Consider the following 20,478-nt stretch of genomic DNA (forward strand, 5'->3'; position numbering starts at 1 on the left):
TCTTGGCCAGCAATCGATTTGCTCTCCGGAGAGGCAGGACAATGATCGACCATCCCAAGCGCCTGCTGTTTCAGCTGATGGTCGTCTTCGCAATCAGCGGCAGCGGGCACCTCGCTTCTGCGGCAAAGGCGGGCGACGGTGTCGACAAGCCGGCCGCCAAAGCGGCCTTGCTCGAGGCCTATCCCGGACTTTTCACCATCTCGGGCAATGTCCTGACCTGGACTGACGGCACCACCATGGTGTGGGACGACGGCAAGGCGCGCGACGCCGAGGCGCTGCTGGAAAGCCCCGACATCGAAGACATGTTTCGCTACGTCTATCCGACGGCAGCGGAGGGCGCGCTGGTCCCGGCGGAGGATTTCGACCCCGGTCGTATCCGCAACGAAGCCTTCTTCGAGAAGCTTTACGGGGCAAGCGCCGCGGAGGTCGGCAAGCACATCGCCAACGTCAAATGGCTGCCGAAACTCGGCAAGAAAACCGTGCAGGTGACCAAAATTTTCGGCATCAACGTCCGGCTGGGCAAGATCTCCGATGCGATGGAGGCCATGCCGGCGGAGCTAAGCCGTTACGGGCTCAAGCCCGGCGGCGGCTTTGTCTGGCGGCCCATCGCCGGAACCAACCGTCTGAGCGTCCACTCTTTCGGCGCAGCCTTCGACATCAATGTCGGTTTCTCCGACTATTGGTATAACAACAGAAACAAGGCCGACCCCAAGGCACACATCCCGTTCAAGAACCGGATTCCGCTGGAAATCGTGGAATTGTTTGAGAAAAACGGCTTCATCTGGGGCGGGCGCTGGTATCACTACGACACCATGCATTTCGAGTACCGGCCCGAATTGCTGCTGTACAAGAAACCCGGCTGATCGCGCTGGCAGTCAGCCGTAAGGCACATGCGCCGGGGCGAAACCCGCCGATATTTATGCGCGTCAATATCGAAGCCCCAGATTCTTGGCGACTTGCCGCCCGTTGGCGGTCGCGGCACCACAAACCCGGCGAAGGTCGGCACGGATGTTTTCGGAGTTCAGCAGCTCGGTTGCCTCCGGAAAGCCCTCGGCCAGCAACGTGGCAACAATCTCGGCCGGCGACTGATGGAAACCGTCTTCTGCCAAAGCATGCGCCCGCTGGAAGATGTAGCTGGCTCTGATTTTGTCTGGCATTCACAAGTACCTCCCTTGATCGGCACTTGATGAACAACTTTCGAGAAGTATTCGGGTTCCATACAACTTATAGGGGAGGTAGGATCGCCAACGCAGGGAACGCTGTATCTTTCGCTGAAATGACCTCTCGTCGCCAGGAGGCGCTGCCCGGTCCGTTGCCCATCAACGCAAAGATTACGGCGGCAGCAGACGGAAATCCTTGCCTTCAGGCAGCAGCTGGCCGCCATCGACAATAATGGTGGTGCCGGTGATGTAGCTGGCATCGTCGGAGGCGAGGAACAGGAAGGCGTTGGCGACATCGCGCGGGCTGCCGAGGCGTCCCAACGGGATAGAATCCTCCATGTTCTTGATGTAGGCGGCGCCGCGATGCAGCTCGATCGCCTCGGTCAGGATGTTGCCGGGCTCGACGCCATTGACGGTTATGCCGTAGCCCGAAAATTCCAGCGCCGCCGAACGAATGAAGCCGTTGATGCCGGCCTTGCTGGCGGCATAGTGGCCGTGGCCGGGGCTGGTGACGTGCGGGCCGGTGATCGACGAGGTGTAAAGCATGCGCCCGTAACTTTGCGCCTTCATCGGCGCCAGCGCTGCCAGCGTGGCGTTGAAGGTGCCGCGCAGATTGACCGCCATCACCCGGTCCCAGTCGTCCGGACTGGTGTTTTCGATCAGCTGCCAAGGGTAGATGCCGGCATTTTGCACGACTATGTCGAGGCGGCCGTGATGCTTCAAAGCCAATGCCACCGCGGCCTCGGCATCGTTCATTTGCGAGATGTCTGTGCGAATAAAGGCAGCGCCGAGCTCGTCTGCTGTCGCCTGACCTGCCTCGGCCTCGCTGTCGGCCAGCACCAGCCTTGCGCCTTCTTCAGCAAAGCGCTGCGCAATGCCTTTGCCAATGCCGCGCGCGCTGCCAACGATCAGCGCGACCTTGTCTTGCAGCCGTCCGCTCATGCGAGCACTCCTGTCATGCCAGTCTTTGGCGAATGGTTTGCTTGAAGGCGTCGAGCAGCACCGCGGCGAGCACCAGCAGGCCATGGATCACGAGGGTGAAATTGGCCGGCAAGCCCATCAGATTGATCGCCGTGTTGATAGCCGACAGCAGCAGGACGCCGGCATAGACGCCGGGCAAGGTGCCGACACCGCCTTTCAGGCTGACGCCGCCGATGACGACGGCGGCAAAGGCGTTGAACAACAGCCCGGTGCCGAGATTGGCGCTGGCGCCGGAAGTGCGGATGGCGAGCAGCCAGCCGGAGAGCCCGGCAATGGCGCCGGCCAGCATGAAGGCGATGATCAGATTGCGGTTGACGCGGATGCCGGCGCGGAAGGTTGCGGTCTCGTTACCGCCGATCATGGTCAGGTGACGGCCGAAGGGCGTCTTGGCCATGATCAGCGAAGATATGGCGAAACAGGCGATCGCGATCCAGGCGGTCAGCGGCAGGCCGATCAGGCGCTGAATGGCGAACCAGCGGATGGACGGCGCCAGATCCTGTGCCGAGCGGCCGCCGGAGATGACCAGCACCAGCCCACGCACCCAGATGAAGGACGCCAGCGTGATGATGAACGCGCTCATCTTCACCTTGACCACGAGGAAGCCGTTGAAGGCGCCGATAAGGCCGCCGACGGCCAGCGCAATCAGCAGCGAGACCGGAACCATCAGCCATTGCGGAGTGAGCTGTATGCCTATGCCGATGCCCGACGAGCAGAACAGGATGCCGACCGTCATGGCGCTGAGTGCCGCCACCGATTCCACCGACAGGTCCATATGGCCGGCAATGATAACCAGCGACAGGCCGATCGACATCACGCCGAGTACGCTCGATGCCTCCACGATGTTGGCGAGGATGCCGAGCTGGAAATAGTTCGGGATCAAGAGGGAAAAGACGATCAACACAAAGACCAGCATGAACCAGACGAGGTTGTCGAGGGCGAACTCCAGGGCTTTGCGGGTACGCGGGTTCATGGGCCGATCCGGTTGGCGCCCCCAAAGAAATCAGGCTGAGAAATCAAACTGACTTCGTCGGGCTCAGGCGCGGATTCAAGTTCGCCAAAGCGTCCACGGGACGCGGCGTTGTGAAAGGGCAGGCTCCGGGCCGACAATGGCCCGGAGCGCTCGGCAAATGACTATTCGACCGACTTGATCGTGTCCGTCGGCGGCTTCTGGTTGCCCCAGAAAGCCGGATTGTCGACGTTTTCCTTGGTGATGGCCGCACCCGGGATCTTGATGTTCGGTCCCCAGGCTTCCTTGGTCACGGTCGACTTCAGGCCGAGCACATCATATTCGCCGGGCTTGATTTCTTCCTTCTTGACGACCTTGTCCATGAACATGGCGACGGCCGCGGCCTGCGCGTAGAGCGGCTGTTCGACTTCGACATTGAGCCAGCCCTTGCGGATCAGGTCGAGACCGACCGGAGCACCGTTCGAGCTCATCAGCATGACGTCGCCCGGCTTCTTGCCGGCAGCCTCGAGCGAGGCGACGGCAGCGACCGAGAGGTGTGCGGCATGGCTGAAGATCAGGTCAATGTCGGGGTTCGCAAGTATCTGGTCGTTGACGATGGTCCCGGCTGCATCGGCTGCCCATTGCATGGCCGGCAGCGAGATGATCTTGACGTCCGGAAACGCCTTCATCTTCTCCTCGAAACCCTTCTGGATGTCGAGCGTGTAGGGATCGCCGGGATCGCCCAGCACCTGCAACACCTTGCCCTTCACCGAACCGTGCTTGGCTTTCAGGAGTTTTTCCGCCTGGTCCGCAGCGACGTAGCCGATCTCGACCGTGCCCGCCACCGAGGTGAAGTCCGACGGGGTCGAGGTGATCTGGCGGTCGAACTCGACCACCGGAATGCCGGCCGCGCGCGCGGCTTCGATGGACGGTTTCAGCGCGTTGAAATCGACGGCGGCGAGGATGATCGCCGCAGGCTTCAGCGCAATGACGTCGTTCATCTGCGATTGCTGCGCATCGGTCTTGTTGTCGGCGTTGAGTGTTTTCACCTCATAGCCGACCTGCTTGAGGAACAGCTCCAGCGCGCTCACCGAGCCGGTCTGGAATTCGTCGAGCAGGGTCGGGACCATGTAGTAGACGGTGCCCTTGGTCTGGGACATTGCCGGCGTGAGCGAGGCAAGAGCCAGTGCCAGGATACCGAAGACAAGAACTAATATTCGCTTCATGTCGTTCGCTCCTCTTTTATACCGGACCCCTCTTTTGTCCCTCAACTGGCCGGTCCGGCACCGGCAAGCGTCTCACCGGTGATCATGTTGATCACCGCATCGGGACTTGTTTTGTTGCGTGCGACATCGCCGGCCACGACGCCTTGCCGGATCACCACGATCCGGTCGGCGACCTGAAAAGCCTGTTGCATGATGTGGGTGATGATGACGACGCCGATGCCCTGGTTGGCCACCTGGCGGATCATATCGAGACCGCGTCGCGTCTGCTCGACGCCAAGGGCTGCAAACGGCTCGTCCAGCAGCACAAGCTTGCCGCCCCAATGCACGAAGCGGTTGAGCTCGATGGCCTGGCGCTGGCCGCCCGAGAGGTGCTCGACATTGGTGCGTAGCGATGGAATGCGGGTGCCCGCACTTGCCAGCGCCTTGCCGACGACGGCCTCCATGGCGCGCTCGTCAAGGATCGGGATGCCGAGCACTTTCCGGGTGATCTCGCGGCCCATGAAGAAATTGGCGACGACATCAACATTGGTGCACAGCGACAGGTCCTGGTAGACGGTTTCGATCCCCGCCGCCTTGGCCTCCGCCGGCGATTTCGCCAGAAACTCCTTGCCCTCGAACAACATGCGGCCCGAGCTCGGCTCGAGGCCGCCGGCGATGATCTTGACCAGCGTCGACTTGCCGGCGCCATTGTCGCCAAGCAGCGCCACGACCTCGCCCTTGCCGATCGAGAAGCTGATGCCTCTCAGCGCCTGGATGGCGCCGTAATTCTTGGTGACGTTTTCGAGTACCAGCAGCGGTTCGGTCATGCCGCCACTCCCTTGCTGTGCATGAGATCTGACCGGCGCTCGCGCTCGGCAATGAACATCTGGCCGAAGCGCGGCGAGAGCACACCGGACACGGCCAAAGCGGCGGCGCCGCGCAGCACGGAATGCTGGCCGCCGGTGGCGACCATCACGCGCGGGGTCTTGCGGTCGCGTCGCGCCGAGATCGAATTGGGAAGCTGCGCCGCCGCGCCGACCAGTCTTTCCAGGAGGTCGGTGGGGGCGAGCCCGCCGAGGATGACGGTTTCGGGGTCGAACAGGTTCTCGATGGTGACGATGGCGTTGCGGAAGACCGGCGCGACTTCGGCCACCCAGGCGGCTTCGCCGATGTTGCGGCGGCGCAGCGCTTCCAGCGAGAGGTAGCGTTCGAGACAGCCGTGATTGCCGCACGGACAGAGTTCGCCGCCGGGAACGGCGGGGATGTGCCCGATCTCGCCGGCATTGCCCCAGGCGCCGCGCATCACCGCGCCGTCATGGACGATGGCGCCACCAAGGCCGACGCCGAAATAGAGATAGTAATATTCAGAATAGCCGGCACCGAGGCCATAGAGGCGCTCGCCCATGGCGGCCGCCGCCATGTCGGTTTCGAAGAAGGCCGGCAGCCCCGTCGAGGCCGTCAGCCGTTCCGGCAGCGCCACATCCTTCCAGCCGGCCATGGTCGTTGGGCCGACAAAGCTCATCGATTCCACGCCGAAAGGCCCAGGCAGCGCCATGCCGATGCCGAGTACGCGGCCGCCGGGCCGCAGCGCGGTCAATTCCGGCACTATGGCGCCGATCAGCTCGAAGGCATGGTCGGGCGTCGCGTGCGGCGCCTCGCGATGCGTGCTCTCGATGACATCGCCGCTCAGATTGATCAGCGCAGCGTCGATGCCGAGCGGGGTGAGATGGACCCCAACGGCATAGCCGCCTTCAGGGTTGATCCGGAGCGTCGCCGGCGGCAGGCCGCGCCCGCGCGGCTCTTCGCGCAGCGACAGCACATAGCCGTGCTCTTCGAGCTCGCGAACGATGGTCGACACGGTCTGGACAGTGAGACCGACGCGGCTGGCAATGTCGCCGCGGGCAATGGGGCCGTGAAGACGGATGGACTCCAGCACGATGCGCCGGTTGTAGGGCCGTCCGAACTCCTGGTTGGTTCCCCGCAGTGCCATTTTCCCTCTCCCGTGGGAGAGGCAAGACTTGCACACGCAATTTATTCAGTCAAATGGAATTCAAAAATAATTTGTGACAGATCTGGCTCAAGATGCAGGACCTGTCCCATGCGCCGCGCTGGCCGATTGCAGCGGCGTTAAAACCACCGCATTGGTGCATGACGTCAGGCGGCGCGGGGCTCGCCCGGCCGATGATCCAGCAGGGAAAACCGATGATCGAATTGCCTTTTGCGCGCGGCGAGTACCGGCAGCGGCTCACGAAAATCCGCGCCGAGATGGCAAAGCGGGGGCTCGAGCTTCTTGTCGTCAACGATGTCGCCAACCAGCATTACATCACCGGCTATGACGGCTGGTCGTTCTACACGCCGCAGGTGGTGCTGGTTCCGATCGAAGAGGAGGCCGAGCCGGCCTGGATCGGCCGCGCCATGGATGCGGCCGGCGGCCTGCTGACGGCCTGGATGAAGCCTGAAAATGTGGTCGGTTTTCCCGAAGACCACGTTCAGCGCGCCGACCGTCATCCGATGGACTGGATCGCGGCCTGGATCGTTGCCAAGGGCTGGGGCGCCAGACATATCGGCGTCGAGCTCGAAGCCTATTATTTCTCGCCCAAGGCCCATGCCCGGCTGGTCGCCGGCCTGCCCAACGCGAAATGGCACGACGCAGACCTCTTGGTGAACTGGATCCGCGCGGTCAAATCCGCGCCCGAAATAGCCTATCTGCGCAAGGCATCGACGCTGGCCGAAGCAGCTGTTGCGCGTGCCTTCGAAGTCATCGCGCCAGGCGTGCGCGAGTGCGATGCGATCGCCGCCATCCAGGCGGCGCAGATCGCCGGCAGTCTGGATTTCGCCGGCGACATCACGGCACTGCCGCCGACCATCCTCGGCGGCGAGAATGCCTCCGCCCCGCACATTATGTGGAGCGACAGGCGGTTCGGAAAAGACGAGACGATCGCGCTGGAACTCGCCGGCGTCTGCCGCCGCTATGCCGCCGGGCTCGCCAGGACGATGCAGCTGGGCAAGACGCCGACGCGCGTCGCCGACACCGCAAAGGCTGTCATCGAAGGCATGGACGCCGTGCTCGATGCGGTGAAACCAGGCACATCAGCCGAAGCGGTCGAAGCAGCTTGGCGCAAGGTCATCCAGCGCTACGGGCTGAAGAAGGAATCGCGCATCGGCTATTCCATCGGCGTCGCCTATCCGCCGGATTGGGGCGAGCACACGATCAGCCTGCGGCCCGGCGACAAGACGGTGCTGCAGCCCGGCAATGTCGTGCATTCCATTCTCGGTATGTGGATGGATGGCTGGGGCATCGAGGTCAGTGAGACCATTCTCGTGACCGAGACCGGCAATGAGACGCTGACGAAGTTCCCGCGCGATATTTATGTCAAATCCTGACCAGCCGGCAGCCACGACCGACATCGATGCCGCACTCCTTGAGCGGATGATCGAAATCCGTCGTCATTTGCATCGCCATCCCGAGCTTTCGAACCGCGAGGCGGGCACGCAGGCCTATCTCCGGCAGATGCTGACCGGGCAGGGGATATCAGACATCCGCGACGTTGCCGGTTACGGCCTCGCCGTCGATGTCGTCGGCACTGGCCGGCCGTCGAACCGCAAGCTGGTCATCCGCGCCGACATCGATGCCTTGCCGATCGAGGAAGAGTCCGGCGTCGACTTTGCCTCGGAAAACCCCGGCGTGATGCATGCCTGCGGTCACGACGCTCACACCGCAATGGGTTTTGCCGTGGCGACCCATCTGCATCGCATGCGCGACACTTTTGGCGGCACCGTTCGCCTCATCTTCCAGCCGGCCGAGGAGGACGAGCCGTCGGGCGGCAAGCGGGTGGTGGAGGAGGGACTGCTCGACGATGTCGACGCGGCAATCTGCGTCCACGTCGATCCATACACCGCATCCGGCAAGGTCGCGGTCGGTGCCGGTCCCTACACGCTGGCCTGCGATACGTTCGATGTGCTGGTCACCGGCTCGGCGGCGCATGCAGCAAAACCCTATGAGGGCATCGACGCGCTGACTGTCGCCTGCTCGATGGTGAGCGAACTGCAGAAGCTCGTTGCGCGCGAGACCGACCCTTACGACCCGCTGGTCATTTCGGTCACCGCCATCAATGGCGGCAACGCCTATAATGTCACCGCAGGCAAGGTCACGCTGAAAGGCACCATCCGCAGTGGCAGCGACGCCACCCGCGAGCGCGCCCGGCGCCGGCTTCGAGAAATCGTGGAGGGGATCGCGGCAAGCCACGGCGCCACGGTGCAGGTCGACATCCACCAAGGCGAGCCCGGCGTGGTCAACGATGCCGAGATGACCGAACTGATCCTGGCCGGTGCCAAAGCCGCTATCGGCGCCGACAATGTCCTTAACCTGCCGGGATGGAGCATTGCCGACGACTTTGCCTATTACAGCGAAAAACGTCCGTCAGTGTATTTCCGGCTCGGCATTCGCAACGAAGCGGTCGGTTCGGTCTATCCGCTCCACCACGCCCGGTTTCGCGTTGACGAGGCTGCCCTGAAAGTCGGCGTCGCCACCATGGTTTCAGCAGCGACGATGTTCTTGTCGACACCGTCGGACGATGCCGCTTGACGGCACTCAGTACTTGATCGCCCGGCGTTCGATCAGCACCACGGCGCAGAAAAGAACGATCGACAGGCCCGACGACAGCACGATCGCCGCATAGAGGCGATCCGACTGGTAGTTGAAGGACGCCTGGATGATCAGTGCGCCGAGCCCTTTGTCGGAGCCGATCCATTCGCCGACGATGGCGCCGATCACGGCGGTCGCCGATGCGATTCGCAGCGACGAGAACAGCATCGGCAAAGCGCGCGGCAGGCGCAGGCTCCAGAACACTTCCCAGCGCGTCGCCGACAGCACGCGAAACAGCTCGTGCTCGTTGCTGCTGGCCGAATCCAGCCCGCGGATCATGTTGACCAGCGTCGGGAAGAAGCAGATCACCGCCGCAATGACGATCTTCGGCGTCATGCCCAGCCCGAAGATCAGCATGATGATTGGCGACAGCGCCAGGATCGGGATGGTGTTGAAGAACAGCACGATCGGGAAATAGGCGGCCTGCAGCACACGGTTGTGCACGAACAGCACCGCCAGCAGCACGCCGGCGAGATTGCCGATGGCAAAGCCGGCGAGCGCCTCGATCAGCGTCGGCCAGAGATTGTTGACGAGCAGGGAAAAGCTCTTCTGGAACACACCGAGTATGGCTGTCGGCGTCGGCACGATATAGGCCGGTACGCCGAGCCAGGGCAGCAGGAACTGCCAGGTCACCAGGATGGAAACGGCGCCCAGGACGGGCAGGGCGATCGCCAGCGTCGGCGGCAAGGGCTCCTGTCTCATGAGGCCAGTTCCAGGGCTTTGCGTAATTCAGCCATGGCAGCGACGATTGCCGGGTCTTCGCGCGTGCAGCGGTTGCCGTCCTGCTTGAACGGCCGCATGTCGAGATCCTTCACCAGCCGCCCCGGATTGGCGGCGAGCACGATGACGCGCTCGCCGAGATAGGCCGCTTCGGCAATCGAATGGGTGACGAACAGGATGGTCGTGCCGGTGCGCCGCCACAGCGCCAGCAACTCGTCATTGAGGCGGTCGCGGGTGATTTCGTCCAGTGCGCCGAACGGCTCGTCCATCAACAGCAGCTTTGGCTGTCCGAGCAGGGCGCGGGCGATCGCGACGCGTTGCCGCTGGCCGCCGGAAAGCTGGTGCGGCAGCCGCTCGCCAAAGCCGCCAAGCCCCATCAGCTCCAAAAGTTCCTCTGAGCGGTCTTCGATCTGGCGGGTCAGGCTGCCTTGCCCGACACCGAGCGGCAAACGCACATTGTCGCGCACGCTGCGCCAAGGCAGCAGGGTGGAATCCTGGAAGACGAAGCCGACATCCCGGCGCGAACGCACCGCATGCGGTGTGTCGCCAAGCACGCTGATCGTGCCGCCGAGCGGGTCGAGCAAATCGGCAACGACCCTGAGCAAGGTCGACTTGCCGCAGCCCGATGGTCCCAGGATCGACAGGAACGAGCCGGCCGCGACGGTCAGGTCGAGGCCGGAGAGCACTTTGACGGCCGCATGCCGGCCGCCATAGCCGACATCCAGCCTGTTCGCCTCGATCGCACTCACCATCAGGCAGCAGGCGCGTCGAGCTTGGGCCGGTCGGCGGCCGACAATTCGAGGATCTTGGTCGTGTAGACATCCGCCGCGGCCGGGCGTCCGTTCGGGTACTGCCCGACCTTGTCGAGCAGTGCCAGCTGCTCCTCGATCGAGGCCGGGTCGAACGTCCCCCAGCCATCCTTGGCCGTCGCGCCATCAAAGGACAGTTTCAGCACCAGATTGACGGTCTTTTCTTCCCAGCCGAGATCCATTTCCGGATAGGCGGCGACCATTTTCTTCACCGCTTCCTGCGGATTGGCGTGCACCCAGCCCCAGCCCTTGCCGACGGCGCCGATGAATTTGGCCAGCGTCTCGGGATCCTTTTCGATGGCTGCATCGGTGGCGAAATAGACATCGGCGTAGGAGGAGAGCCCGAGATCGCGCACCAGCAGGTCGATGCGGTCGTCGCCGACGACGCTCAGCGCCTGCGTATTGGTGATCCAGCCGCCGATAGCGTCGACGTCGCCGCGCACCAATGGCGCCTTGTCGAAGCCGACATTGACGACGGTGACGTCAGCCGGATCGATGCCGTTCTTGGCCAGAATCTCGTCGATGACAAAGCGTGCCGTCGGCTGGATGCCGATCTTCTTGCCCTTGAGGTCGGCAACGCCACGGATCGGCTTGGCGGGCTTGGAGGTGAAGGCATAGGGGCCGGTGCGGAAGCCGCAGGCGATTATTTTCACCGGCACGCCGCTGGCGCGCGCGGCAAACAGCTGCGGCGTTTCGGAGAACTGGCCGAGCTGGGCCGAACCCGAGACCACCGGCGGCACGGTCGCGGAATTCGGTCCGCCCGGGCTGAACTCCACGTCGAGGCCGGCGTCTTTAAAATAGCCATTGGCGACAGCGGCGATGTCGCCGATCTGTCCGTTCGACACCAGCCAGTCGTACTGGATGACGACTTTGCCCGCGGCCCTGGCGCCGGGCGTCAGCACCAGCTGCATGCCGGCCGATGCGGCCGCCACGGCGGCGATGCCGGATGTCACGAAGCTGCGGCGGTTCATTTCGAAATGCTTGTTCCCACTCATTTTTCGCTCCTGTTGCAAGCGTTGCTCTGTTCATTGCGCACCGCTCCCACGGCGCGCTGTCGTCTACGGCTGTTCGTCGTGGTAGTCGCCGGGGCCGCCGTCGAGCCAGGCGTATAGTTCCCAGAGCGTGTCGTCCGGGTCGGTGAAATAGGCGCAGCGCGCATTCCAGACATAGTCTTCCGGCGGGCCGTAAAAGGGCACGCCCTTGGCGCTGAGCTCGCCATGCAGCCGGTCGATGTCGGCGGGCTTGTCGAGCTTGACCGCCACGCAGACCTTGTGCGCGTGGCGCGGCGACCGGAGCTTCGATACGCCGGTATGCTGGCTGATGTGGTCGATCTCCCACGCCGCCAGCGTCACGCCCTCGCCGTGGAAATCGGCAAAGCCTTCGGCGCGTCGGCGCAGCCGGAAGCCGAGTTTGTCGACATAGAAGTCCACGGTGCGCCCGATGTCCTCGACCAGCAGGCAGACATCCGAAATCGCGTAATCACCCCCGAGCGGCATGGCTAAATCCCCCTGCTGGTCGTCAGGCGCCGCGCGGCCGGCAGCGTGACGCCAACGCGCTCGGCCGCGCCGATGATGTGAGCGCGCATGGCCGCTTCCGCGGCTGCGGGATCGCCAGCAACCAGCGCCTCGTAGATGCGCACATGCTCGCCGACATTGACCTCGACCAGATCGTGCAGCGGGTTGGTCTGCCGCGCGTAATAGATCGAGCGGCGGATCTGCTCGCAGACAAAGGAGATGAAGGTGTGGATGTAGCTGTTGCCGGTGGCGCGCGCGATCTCGCGATGGAACAGAAGGTCGGCGTCGATGCTGCCTTCCTCCCAGCGCTCCTCGCCACTCATGCGGTCGAGTGCGGCCTTAATGGCGTCGAGATGGTCCTGGCCGCGCCGCTCGGCGGCAAGGGCCGCGGACTCAGCTTCCAGGATGCAGCGCAGCTCGAACAGCCGCTCCATGTTCTGGCCTTCTCTAAGCGCCTCGCCGTCGATGCGGATCGATGCCCGCTGCTCCGGCGCCAGCACAAAGGCGCCGATGCCTTGCCGCGCCTCGATCATGCCGTCGGCCCTGAGCTGGGCGATTGCTTCCCGGACGACATTGCGGCTGACGCCGAATTTTTCCGACAGCTCCTGTTCCGTCGGCAGCCTTGTGCCCGGGCTGAGGTCACCGGATTCGATCTCGCGGCCGAGAAAAGTCGCGACGCGGTGCGGCAGCGTCTCGACGGTACCGATGGCGGCCAGTCTTTGCTTCATAGAGCGGTCTCCGTTGCCGGCAGAAGGCAGCCGGGATTCATCAGCCCTTGCGGGTCGAGCGCGTCTTTCAGCGTGCCGATGAGGCGGCGATGGACAGGCGACAGGCCAGCCACGAAAGTGCGGTGGCGGGTGCGGCCGATGCCGTGCTCGGCACTGATCGAGCCGCCGAGTTCATGGACGATCTGGTAAAGCCCCGCGGTGATCTCTGTGCCTCGGGTGCGGGCCTCGCTTTCGGCAAGGCCTTCCGGCGGCAGCACGTTGAAATGGATGTTGCCGTCACCGGCATGGCCGTAGGCCAGCGCCACCCAGCCGGGATGGTCCTCAGCAACGAAGCGCCGCGCCTGATCGATGAGGGCAGGGATATCCGAGATCCGCACCGAAAGATCGGTGCGCACGTGGTAGCCGCGCTTGGCCTGGCCCTCGACCAGCCCTTCGCGGATAGCCCAGAACGATTTTGCATGGGCGCTGCTTTCGGCGAGCACGGCATCGATGACTTGGCCGCTTTCCATGGCCTCGGCGAGGAAATCGACCAGCAGGGTGCGCAGGTCGATGGCCGCACTGGCCGACAGTTCGATCAGCACATGGACAGGCGCCTCGACCGGCGAGACCATTTTCGGGTCGATCAGCCGCGCCAGCGCAATGCATTCCAAACCAATGATCTCGAAGGCCGACATCAGATCGGCCGAGGCCCGGCGCGCTTGCCTAAACAGCGCGATCGCCGCTTCGAACGAAGCAAGGCCGAGATAGGCGGTCTCGGTCCGGACCGGCTTTGGAAACAGTTTTAGTTCGACGCCGGTGATGATGCCGAGCGTCCCTTCGCAGCCGATGAACAGCTGCTTCAGGTCATAGCCGGTGTTGTTCTTGCGAAGGCTGGAAAAGCCGTTCCACAACTCGCCGTCCGGCAGCACCACTTCGAGGCCGAGGATGAGGTCACGCGCCATGCCGTAGCGCAGCACATTGATGCCGCCGGCGTTGCTGGCTGCATTGCCGCCGATTTGGCAGCTGCCCTGGGCGCCGAGCGCCAGCGGAAACAGGCAGTCCTGAGCGTCGGCAGCATCCTTCACCGTCTGCAGGATGCAGCCGGCATCGGCCTGCAGCACGAAATTGTCGGCGTCGACGCGGCGGATGGTGTTCAGCCGCTCCAGGCTGACGACCACCGAGTTTTTGGTCTCGATGTCGATCGCCCCCGCCACCAGCCCGGTGTTGCCGCCTTGCGGGATGACGCCCAGACCCAGCGAGGCGCAGAGCCGAACCACGGCTTGGACTTCGGTCACCGAAGCCGGCCGCAGCACGGCCAGTGCTGCGCCATGATGATCGCCCGACCAGTCGCCGAGATATTTCGCCATGCCGGCGGCATCGACGGACACGCCATTCGGCCCGAGCGCGCCTTGGAGGGCACCCAGAGCGTCTGGCGAAAGAGCATGCATGGTCATCAGCGGCCGTCAGATGATGTTGGGCTATAGGGTGATGCATATCATCCTACAACTGGCGTTGAGTCAACGAGGCTGTGCTGCGAACGGTGGACAAGTCACAACGGGACGGGTGCTTTGGCGGCTGTCTGCAGTTGGATGTATTCACGCGGGAGAGGCTTGGCGGACTGTCACGGCGCCAGGATAGCGCGACGTCCGAACGGGAAAGTCAGTGAGCAGGGCGCCGAACGAGGAGCTGGTGACCAACCGGGTCGCTTGACCCTCAGAGGTACTGCTCGACCTTCTTGCCGACGGTCAGGAAGCGCAGCGGATCGATGGCCTCGCCATTGTGGCGGACTTCGTAGTGCAGATGCGGGCCGGTCGAGCGGCCGCTGCTGCCGGTCTTGCCGACGATGTCGCCGGCCGCCAGCTTCTGCCCGACGGCCACGTCGATTTCGCTCAAATGGCCATAGCGGGTAGCAAAGCCATTACCGTGGTCGACCTCGACCATGCGACCATAGCCGCCGTTCCAGCCGGCCTTGGTGACGACGCCGGCCGCCGTGACCTTGGCCGCCATGCCGATCGGTGCGCGGAAATCCATGCCCGAATGCAGGGCCGCGGTGCCGAGAATGGGATCGGTGCGCACGCCGAACGGGCTGGTGACGGAGTGGCCGGGGGCGGGATTGGCCAGCGGCAGCCGCCGCGCCTCTTTCTTCAGCTGGTCGAGCGTATCCAGCGCCTCGTCGAGTTCCTTGACCTTGCTATCGAACATCATCGAGGAGTCCAGCGGGATCAGCGGCCCGCCGACATCGCTTTCGTTTTTGCCGAAATCGCTGTCGACCGGCAGGCCGGCCGCCTCGAGCGCCTGGGTGATGGCATCCGCATTCTTGTAGGCATTGTCGGCAAGCGTGGCGATACGGGTGAGCTGCTGGCTTTCGATGGCCTTCAGCGAATCGTTGATCGAGACGAACAGTTTGTCGGCACGGTCCGCCGCCGTTTCGCTGGGCAAAGGATCGGAGCGGGTCGACCACAGCGAGAACGGCCTGGTGTCGGCCGAACCGAGGCTGGCGACCGAATAGGCCAGCGGCTCGCTCCCGGTCAGTTCGGCATGCTCGTCGGGCTTTGCCGCCACATCCGCGGCGGGCGGCGTTCCGACTTCATTTTCAGCTCGTTCGAGGATCGGACCGAGGCGGCCATGGCGCTGGCTGAGCTGGCTCTGCCGCTCGAGCAGTTCGCTGACCTTGGTTTCCATCAGTTTCTGGTCGAGAAGCTGGCGGCTGGTGATGCGGTCGACCTGCGCGCGCAATGCCGAGATGCGATCCTCATAGGCCTGCTGCATGCGCGCCTGCCTGGCCGTGGTGGCGCCAATGAGATCGTCGCGCAGCACGAGATAGGAGGTCGCCAGCAGATAGCCGATGGCGATCGCCGCCAGTGCCGAGCCGAGAAAGGCGACGAGCCACGGCCGGATGGTGAAATGTCGGATTTCATTGCCCCGGGCAATGATGACCGTATGGGGCTCCTTGCGCCTGCCGAAGACCGTTGACTGACCGGTTGGGTTCACGGGACCAAGCTTTCGTTACGACACCAACGAAGCCTGATTACACATCATTAAGGTTAACGGTCGGTGACTTTACTCAGCCGCCTGCAACGCGACGGTTGCGGCCTTGTCGGGACGAGACATGGGCTGAAGGCGAGGCAGGGTTTCGCCGTGCCTCGTGCGGATCAGTCCGTCAAACTGCGCGCAGCGAGATTAGAGCGCATGCACCGCCTCAAGCACCGCTTCGGCATGGCCCTTGACCCGGACCTTGCGCCAGATGCCGGCGATCCGGCCGTCCTTGCCGATCAGGAACGTCGCCCGTTCGACGCCCATATAGTTGCGGCCATACATCGTCTTTTCGACCCACAGATTGTAGGCCTCGATCACTTTGCGCTCCTCGTCGGCAACCAGGTCGACAGTGAGATCGTATTTGGTTTTGAACTTGTCGTGCTTCTTGACGCTGTCCGGCGACAAGCCGATCACGACGGCGCCGGCCTTTTCGAACTCCGGCTTCAGCTGCGAAAAGCTGATCGCCTCGGTGGTGCAACTTGTGGTGTCGTCCTGCGGATAGAAGTAAAGTACGACGGGTTTTCCGCGCAACGCGGCAAGGCTGAGCGAGCCGCCGCCATCGCGCGGAAGGTCGAATTGCGGGGCGGCGTCGCCAATGTCGAGATCAGCCATATCGATGCCCTTGTTTGAGGTTACGCGCCAGGCTGCATCGTTATAGTGTCGAGCGGGGATTCGTCCACGATCGAATTAGTCCAACGGAAAATTGCGTGGATCAGGAAGAACCGCAGCACGAGAAAATCCGGTTCAGGCGTGACGAGATCACCGACCTGGGGACTTTCCCGTCTGCCTGCAGCGTGCCGCCGCTCGGCAAGGCGCGGATCGGCCGTGGCTTTCGCATCCTTGGCCGAATGTTTGCCGGCGTCGTCGCCCTGGTGGTTTTGGCCGCCGTTGCCGTCTATGTCATCGGCGCCACCGGCATCGGCAGCGAGCGGCTGCGGGCGGAAGCCGAAACGGCGATCGAAAAACTCGCCGGTTTCGACGTCAATGTCGCCGTCGGTCCGGCCCGCCTGACACTGGACGGCTCGAGCTTCATTGCGCTGCAGGTCAGCGATGTCAGCGTCAAGACTGCCGACGGCAAGCCGATGGCCGATGCCGGGCGCGTCCGTTTCGGCATTAGGCTGATCCCGCTGCTGTCGGGCGAGGTGCGGCTGACCAGCGCCAGGATTTCCGATGCTCATATCGTCACCGCTTCCATGCCGTCGGGCGGCGACTGGACAGCCGAGCTGCGCAATCAAGACGGCCTCATCGATCCGGAAAAACTGGCCGCCGCAGTCTTCGGCCACGTCAACCATGCGCTCGATGCCGTGCGCGAGGATTCGATGCGCCGGATCGATCTCAAGAATGTCGCATTCGAACTGCCCGAGTCGGGCTCGATCAAGCTGGTCACGATCGCCAACGCCACCGTGCTGCAGTCTGGCCCCGGCAGCATGGAGTTTTCGTCCGACGCGGATATCGATGGCCGGGCGCTCACTGTCACTGCAACCGCTACCCGCGATACGACCTCCCAGCGGGTCACTGCATTGAATGCGGCCATCGACATGGCGGCCATTCCAGAGACAACGCCAGAGGCCGGTGGGAAAACCGGCGCGATCGCTTTGAAGCTGACGGGGGCTGAAGGTTCTGGCGAGAGCGATTCCCGGCTGACGGCCTCGCTGTCGCTGACCGGCTCGGTGCTCGACCTCGGCACACGCGGGCTGTTGCCAGCCGATGTCCACGTCGACGCCAATCTTGTTTCCGGCTCCAACAAGATCGATGTCGGCAAGCTGGTTTTGAAGACCGGCCGTTCGACATTCAATTTCGCCGGCTCGATCGGGCCCAAGCCGGCGACCGGCGCGGCCGGCGAGGAGCCTTCCTACCGCTACGACCTGACCAGCGACGGCTCGACGCTGGCGCCTGCGGAATCGCCTGAGCCGGCGTTGAATTTCTTTGCCCGCATCGCCGGCGTCTACCAGACCAGGAGCCATAGGCTCGTCGCCGAGCAGATCGGCGTCAGGTCGGCATCGGGCAGCGAGGTGCTGGGCACAGCCGCACTTGCCTTCATCGACAATGGGCCGCCGGGCATTTCGCTGTCGCTCAACGTCCACGACATGCCGGTCTCGCACGTCAAGCAATTGTGGCCGTGGTTTTCCGCCAAGAATGCCCGGCTGTGGGTGCTGCAGAACCTGTTTGGCGGCCGCGTCGTCGACGCCAATTTGCAGTTCCAGGTCGTCCCGGGGCGTCTCGGCAACGGCGTGCCGCTTTCGGCCGGCGAGGTGTTCGGCCGGTTCCAGATCGAGGGCTCGCGCTTCGACACCGCCGGCCGCATCCCGCCGATCCGCGACGCCGTCGGCGAGGTTTCCTTCCACGGCAACGACGTCGACATCGCGCTGTCCTCCGGCAGCGTCTATATGCCGAGCGGCCGCACCGTTGCGGCAAGCAATGGCACGCTGGCGGTGAAGGCGGCGAACCACCCGCCGGTGATCGGTGCGCTCGACATCGACATCGCAGGTGAGGCGCCGGCCGTGGCCGAGCTCGCCTCCTACGAACCGATCAACGCCATGCGCCATGTCGGTATTGCGCCGGACGATCTGTCCGGCACGGTGACCGGCCACGTCAAGGCCGACATTCCGCTGCAGTCCGGTGTCGATACTTCGAAGCTCGATTGGCTGGTGTCGCTCGACTACAAGGACCTGTCGCTCGCCAAGCCGTTCGAAGACCAGACGGTGACCGATGCCGACGGTTCGATCGAAGTCGGGCCCGACAAGGCAGTGATCTCGGCCGACGCGAAGCTGAACGGCATTCCGGCCGAGCTCGATCTGGTCGAGCCGCTCAGGGATGACGGACCGCCGCGCAGCCGCAAGGTGGCCCTTGTGCTCGACGACAAGACACGCGCCAGCGCCATGCCAGGCCTGTCGCCGCTGATTTCCGGCACCATCAAGGTGGCGATCGACAAGAGCGGCGAAGGCGGCAGCCAGAACGTCGCGGTCGACCTGACGAGCGCCAGGCTGGACATTCCCTGGGCCGGCTGGAGCAAGGGGCCGGGCATTCCTGCCGATGCCACTTTCATTATGGAGAAGTCCGGCGATACCACGACGCTGTCCGACTTCGACCTCGACGGAAAGAGCTTTTCCGTCGAAGGCGATGTTGTGCTGGTCAAGGGCGCGCTGTCGTCGGCGCGCCTTAGCAAGGTCGCCCTGAACAGGGGCGACGACGTAGCCGTGACGGTGAAGCGGTCGGGCAAGGGCTTTGCGGTCGACGTCAGCGGCAATGCGCTCGACGCCCGCTCGCTGATCAAGCAGTTCACCTCCGACGTCGACACCGCCACCAAGACCACTGGCACGGATGCGGTTTCGGTCAGCGCCGATGTCAATTCGCTGACCGGGTTCCACGACGAGGTCCTGTCCAATCTGAAGCTCGACTACAGCGCCGCCGGTTCCAAGGTAAACGGGCTCAAGGTCAGCGCCACGGCAAGCTCGGGCGCCGCCATCACCATCAGCAACACCACAGGAAACGGCGCGCGCACGCTCAACATGAAATCGGCCGACGCCGGCGCCATATTGCGCTTCCTCAACATCTACGAACACATGGAAGGCGGATCGATCACGCTGGCGCTCAGCGGTGCGGCCGATGGGCCGATGCGGGGCCAGGTCGATTCCAGCAACTTTTTCATCGTCGACGAACCGAAGCTCGCCTCGATCGTCTCCACCACGCCGGTGGGCGACAACCGCAGCCTCAACGAAGCGGTCAAAGGCAAGATCGACACCTCGCGGGTAAAGTTCGAGCGCGGCTTTACCGAGATCGACAAGGGGTCGGGTTATCTGAAGCTGGCCAATGGCGTGCTGCGCGGTCCGCGCATCGGCACGACCTTCCAGGGCACGCTCTACGACCAGAACAACAATATGGACATGACCGGAACGTTCATGCCGGCCTATGGCCTCAACCGCATCTTCGGCGAATTGCCGCTGGTCGGCGCGCTGCTCGGCAACGGCCGCGACCGCGGCCTGATCGGTGTCACTTACCGGCTCAAGGGCAACGCCAACAAGCCGGTGCTGGACATCAATCCGCTATCGGTGATCGCGCCGGGCATTTTCCGGTCGATCTTCGAATATCGCTAGAACAGCCCGCCGAAAGACCGAATTCGATTCCAAGCAGGTGCGCGTTCGCCCTGACCGCTTTCGCCCTGAAGGCTCGGGGCGGATTTTCGCGCAGTCATCCGTCTGTCTATCGGGCGACGTTCGAGAACCACCAGCCGTCGCATCGGTCGCCGCTTGAAGAAGGAGATGACGCGCGCCATGCTGCCCATCAGATGGTTGCGTCTTATCTTCGCCGGTGCCGCTCGTACCTCGATTTGCTTAAAGCCCCATCGTGAATAGGCGCCGGCATTGGCCGCGGCCGTGATCAGCCAGATAGGCTTCCGATCGTCGGTAAGCAGCGTATCGATCAGCCGCGAAGCGAGTCCGTGGCCTCGCGCTTCCTTGGCCACGACGAGCGATCCGACTTCGCGCGAGCCATCGGTATGTTTGCGCATCTGCACTGCGCCGATTATCCGGCCCTCTGCTATCGCGACCAGGAAGTTCGGCCAGTTGATGCCGGTTGGGTTCAGGCGCTCGGAACGCACCAAGGCGCGAATTGCCTGGTGGTCTCGCTCCGTCGCGCGACGAATGACAACAGCCGACTGATCCATGGATGCCTCCTGCACGATCCGGTAGCGCTTCGGCGGCAGGAAGTAGCAAGAGGTGTGTTTCAGCCAAATGTCGTTACGGCTGAGACTATGTT

At 63.6% G+C, this 20,478-nt stretch carries 19 protein-coding genes; 4 read left to right on the top strand and 15 right to left on the bottom strand.

Going from position 1 to position 20,478, the window contains the following annotated elements; translation table 11 throughout:
* Window positions 1-41 precede the first annotated feature (41 nt).
* A complete protein-coding gene (locus tag AC1DZ8_RS16200) occupies window positions 42-863 on the top strand; it encodes a M15 family metallopeptidase (protein WP_477301529.1) in 822 nt (273 codons plus the stop codon).
* Window positions 864-926: 63 nt separating this feature from the next.
* Here AC1DZ8_RS16200 and AC1DZ8_RS16205 read toward each other — a convergent pair whose 3' ends face one another.
* From AC1DZ8_RS16205 to AC1DZ8_RS16230, 6 genes are all read right to left on the bottom strand, one after another.
* Window positions 927-1,157 (bottom strand): hypothetical protein, encoded by a 231-nt coding sequence (locus AC1DZ8_RS16205; protein ID WP_477301527.1) that lies wholly within the window; start codon window positions 1,155-1,157, stop codon window positions 927-929.
* A gap of 174 nt (window positions 1,158-1,331) precedes the next feature.
* Window positions 1,332-2,102, bottom strand: a complete 771-nt coding sequence (locus tag AC1DZ8_RS16210; protein WP_477301525.1) for an SDR family NAD(P)-dependent oxidoreductase — start codon at window positions 2,100-2,102, stop codon at window positions 1,332-1,334.
* Between the two features lie 13 nt (window positions 2,103-2,115).
* Entirely contained in the window at window positions 2,116-3,111 is a 996-nt protein-coding gene (locus tag AC1DZ8_RS16215) for an ABC transporter permease (protein WP_477301523.1), read from the bottom strand.
* A gap of 161 nt (window positions 3,112-3,272) precedes the next feature.
* Entirely contained in the window at window positions 3,273-4,313 is a 1,041-nt protein-coding gene (locus AC1DZ8_RS16220) for a sugar ABC transporter substrate-binding protein (RefSeq protein ID WP_477301520.1), read from the bottom strand.
* Between the two features lie 41 nt (window positions 4,314-4,354).
* On the bottom strand, window positions 4,355-5,119 hold the full coding sequence (locus AC1DZ8_RS16225) for an ATP-binding cassette domain-containing protein (protein ID WP_477301518.1): 765 nt from the start codon (window positions 5,117-5,119) through the stop codon (window positions 4,355-4,357).
* On the bottom strand, window positions 5,116-6,282 hold the full coding sequence (locus AC1DZ8_RS16230; protein ID WP_477301516.1) for an ROK family transcriptional regulator: 1,167 nt from the start codon (window positions 6,280-6,282) through the stop codon (window positions 5,116-5,118). Before AC1DZ8_RS16230 ends, AC1DZ8_RS16225 begins: the two co-directional genes overlap by 4 nt.
* Window positions 6,283-6,494: 212 nt before the next feature.
* On the opposite strand from AC1DZ8_RS16230, the gene AC1DZ8_RS16235 reads away from it, so the two are divergent.
* Entirely contained in the window at window positions 6,495-7,676 is a 1,182-nt protein-coding gene (locus AC1DZ8_RS16235; protein WP_477301962.1) for a M24 family metallopeptidase, read from the top strand.
* Window positions 7,663-8,877, top strand: coding sequence for a M20 metallopeptidase family protein (locus tag AC1DZ8_RS16240; RefSeq protein WP_477301514.1), 1,215 nt, complete (start codon window positions 7,663-7,665; stop codon window positions 8,875-8,877). Before AC1DZ8_RS16235 ends, AC1DZ8_RS16240 begins: the two co-directional genes overlap by 14 nt.
* 6 nt (window positions 8,878-8,883) lie before the next feature.
* Here AC1DZ8_RS16240 and AC1DZ8_RS16245 read toward each other — a convergent pair whose 3' ends face one another.
* From AC1DZ8_RS16245 to AC1DZ8_RS16280, 8 genes are all read right to left on the bottom strand, one after another.
* Window positions 8,884-9,639 (bottom strand): ABC transporter permease, encoded by a 756-nt coding sequence (locus AC1DZ8_RS16245; RefSeq protein WP_477301512.1) that lies wholly within the window; start codon window positions 9,637-9,639, stop codon window positions 8,884-8,886.
* Complete coding sequence (locus AC1DZ8_RS16250) at window positions 9,636-10,409, bottom strand: ABC transporter ATP-binding protein (protein WP_477301510.1); 774 nt, start codon at window positions 10,407-10,409, stop codon at window positions 9,636-9,638. The genes AC1DZ8_RS16245 and AC1DZ8_RS16250 overlap by 4 nt, the downstream gene beginning before the upstream one ends.
* Entirely contained in the window at window positions 10,409-11,437 is a 1,029-nt protein-coding gene (locus AC1DZ8_RS16255) for an ABC transporter substrate-binding protein (protein WP_477301960.1), read from the bottom strand. Before AC1DZ8_RS16255 ends, AC1DZ8_RS16250 begins: the two co-directional genes overlap by 1 nt.
* 87 nt (window positions 11,438-11,524) lie before the next feature.
* Window positions 11,525-11,962 (bottom strand): VOC family protein, encoded by a 438-nt coding sequence (locus AC1DZ8_RS16260; RefSeq protein WP_477301508.1) that lies wholly within the window; start codon window positions 11,960-11,962, stop codon window positions 11,525-11,527.
* 2 nt (window positions 11,963-11,964) lie between these two features.
* Complete coding sequence (locus tag AC1DZ8_RS16265; RefSeq protein ID WP_477301507.1) at window positions 11,965-12,708, bottom strand: FadR/GntR family transcriptional regulator; 744 nt, start codon at window positions 12,706-12,708, stop codon at window positions 11,965-11,967.
* Window positions 12,705-14,141, bottom strand: a complete 1,437-nt coding sequence (locus AC1DZ8_RS16270) for an FAD-binding oxidoreductase (RefSeq protein ID WP_477301505.1) — start codon at window positions 14,139-14,141, stop codon at window positions 12,705-12,707. The genes AC1DZ8_RS16265 and AC1DZ8_RS16270 overlap by 4 nt, the downstream gene beginning before the upstream one ends.
* A gap of 259 nt (window positions 14,142-14,400) precedes the next feature.
* Window positions 14,401-15,678 carry a M23 family metallopeptidase gene (locus AC1DZ8_RS16275; protein WP_477401196.1) on the bottom strand — a complete coding sequence of 426 codons (1,278 nt, stop codon included), beginning with the start codon at window positions 15,676-15,678 and terminating at the stop codon, window positions 14,401-14,403.
* A gap of 189 nt (window positions 15,679-15,867) precedes the next feature.
* Window positions 15,868-16,335, bottom strand: coding sequence for a peroxiredoxin (locus tag AC1DZ8_RS16280; protein WP_477309250.1), 468 nt, complete (start codon window positions 16,333-16,335; stop codon window positions 15,868-15,870).
* 95 nt (window positions 16,336-16,430) lie between these two features.
* On the opposite strand from AC1DZ8_RS16280, the gene AC1DZ8_RS16285 reads away from it, so the two are divergent.
* Complete coding sequence (locus tag AC1DZ8_RS16285) at window positions 16,431-19,817, top strand: hypothetical protein (protein ID WP_477401198.1); 3,387 nt, start codon at window positions 16,431-16,433, stop codon at window positions 19,815-19,817.
* Here AC1DZ8_RS16285 and AC1DZ8_RS16290 read toward each other — a convergent pair.
* Window positions 19,814-20,386 carry a GNAT family N-acetyltransferase gene (locus AC1DZ8_RS16290; RefSeq protein WP_477309252.1) on the bottom strand — a complete coding sequence of 191 codons (573 nt, stop codon included), beginning with the start codon at window positions 20,384-20,386 and terminating at the stop codon, window positions 19,814-19,816. The genes AC1DZ8_RS16285 and AC1DZ8_RS16290 overlap by 4 nt on opposite strands.
* Window positions 20,387-20,478: the final 92 nt, after the last annotated feature.

The sequence above is a fragment of the Mesorhizobium sp. P2_F7 genome (assembly GCF_056403695.1).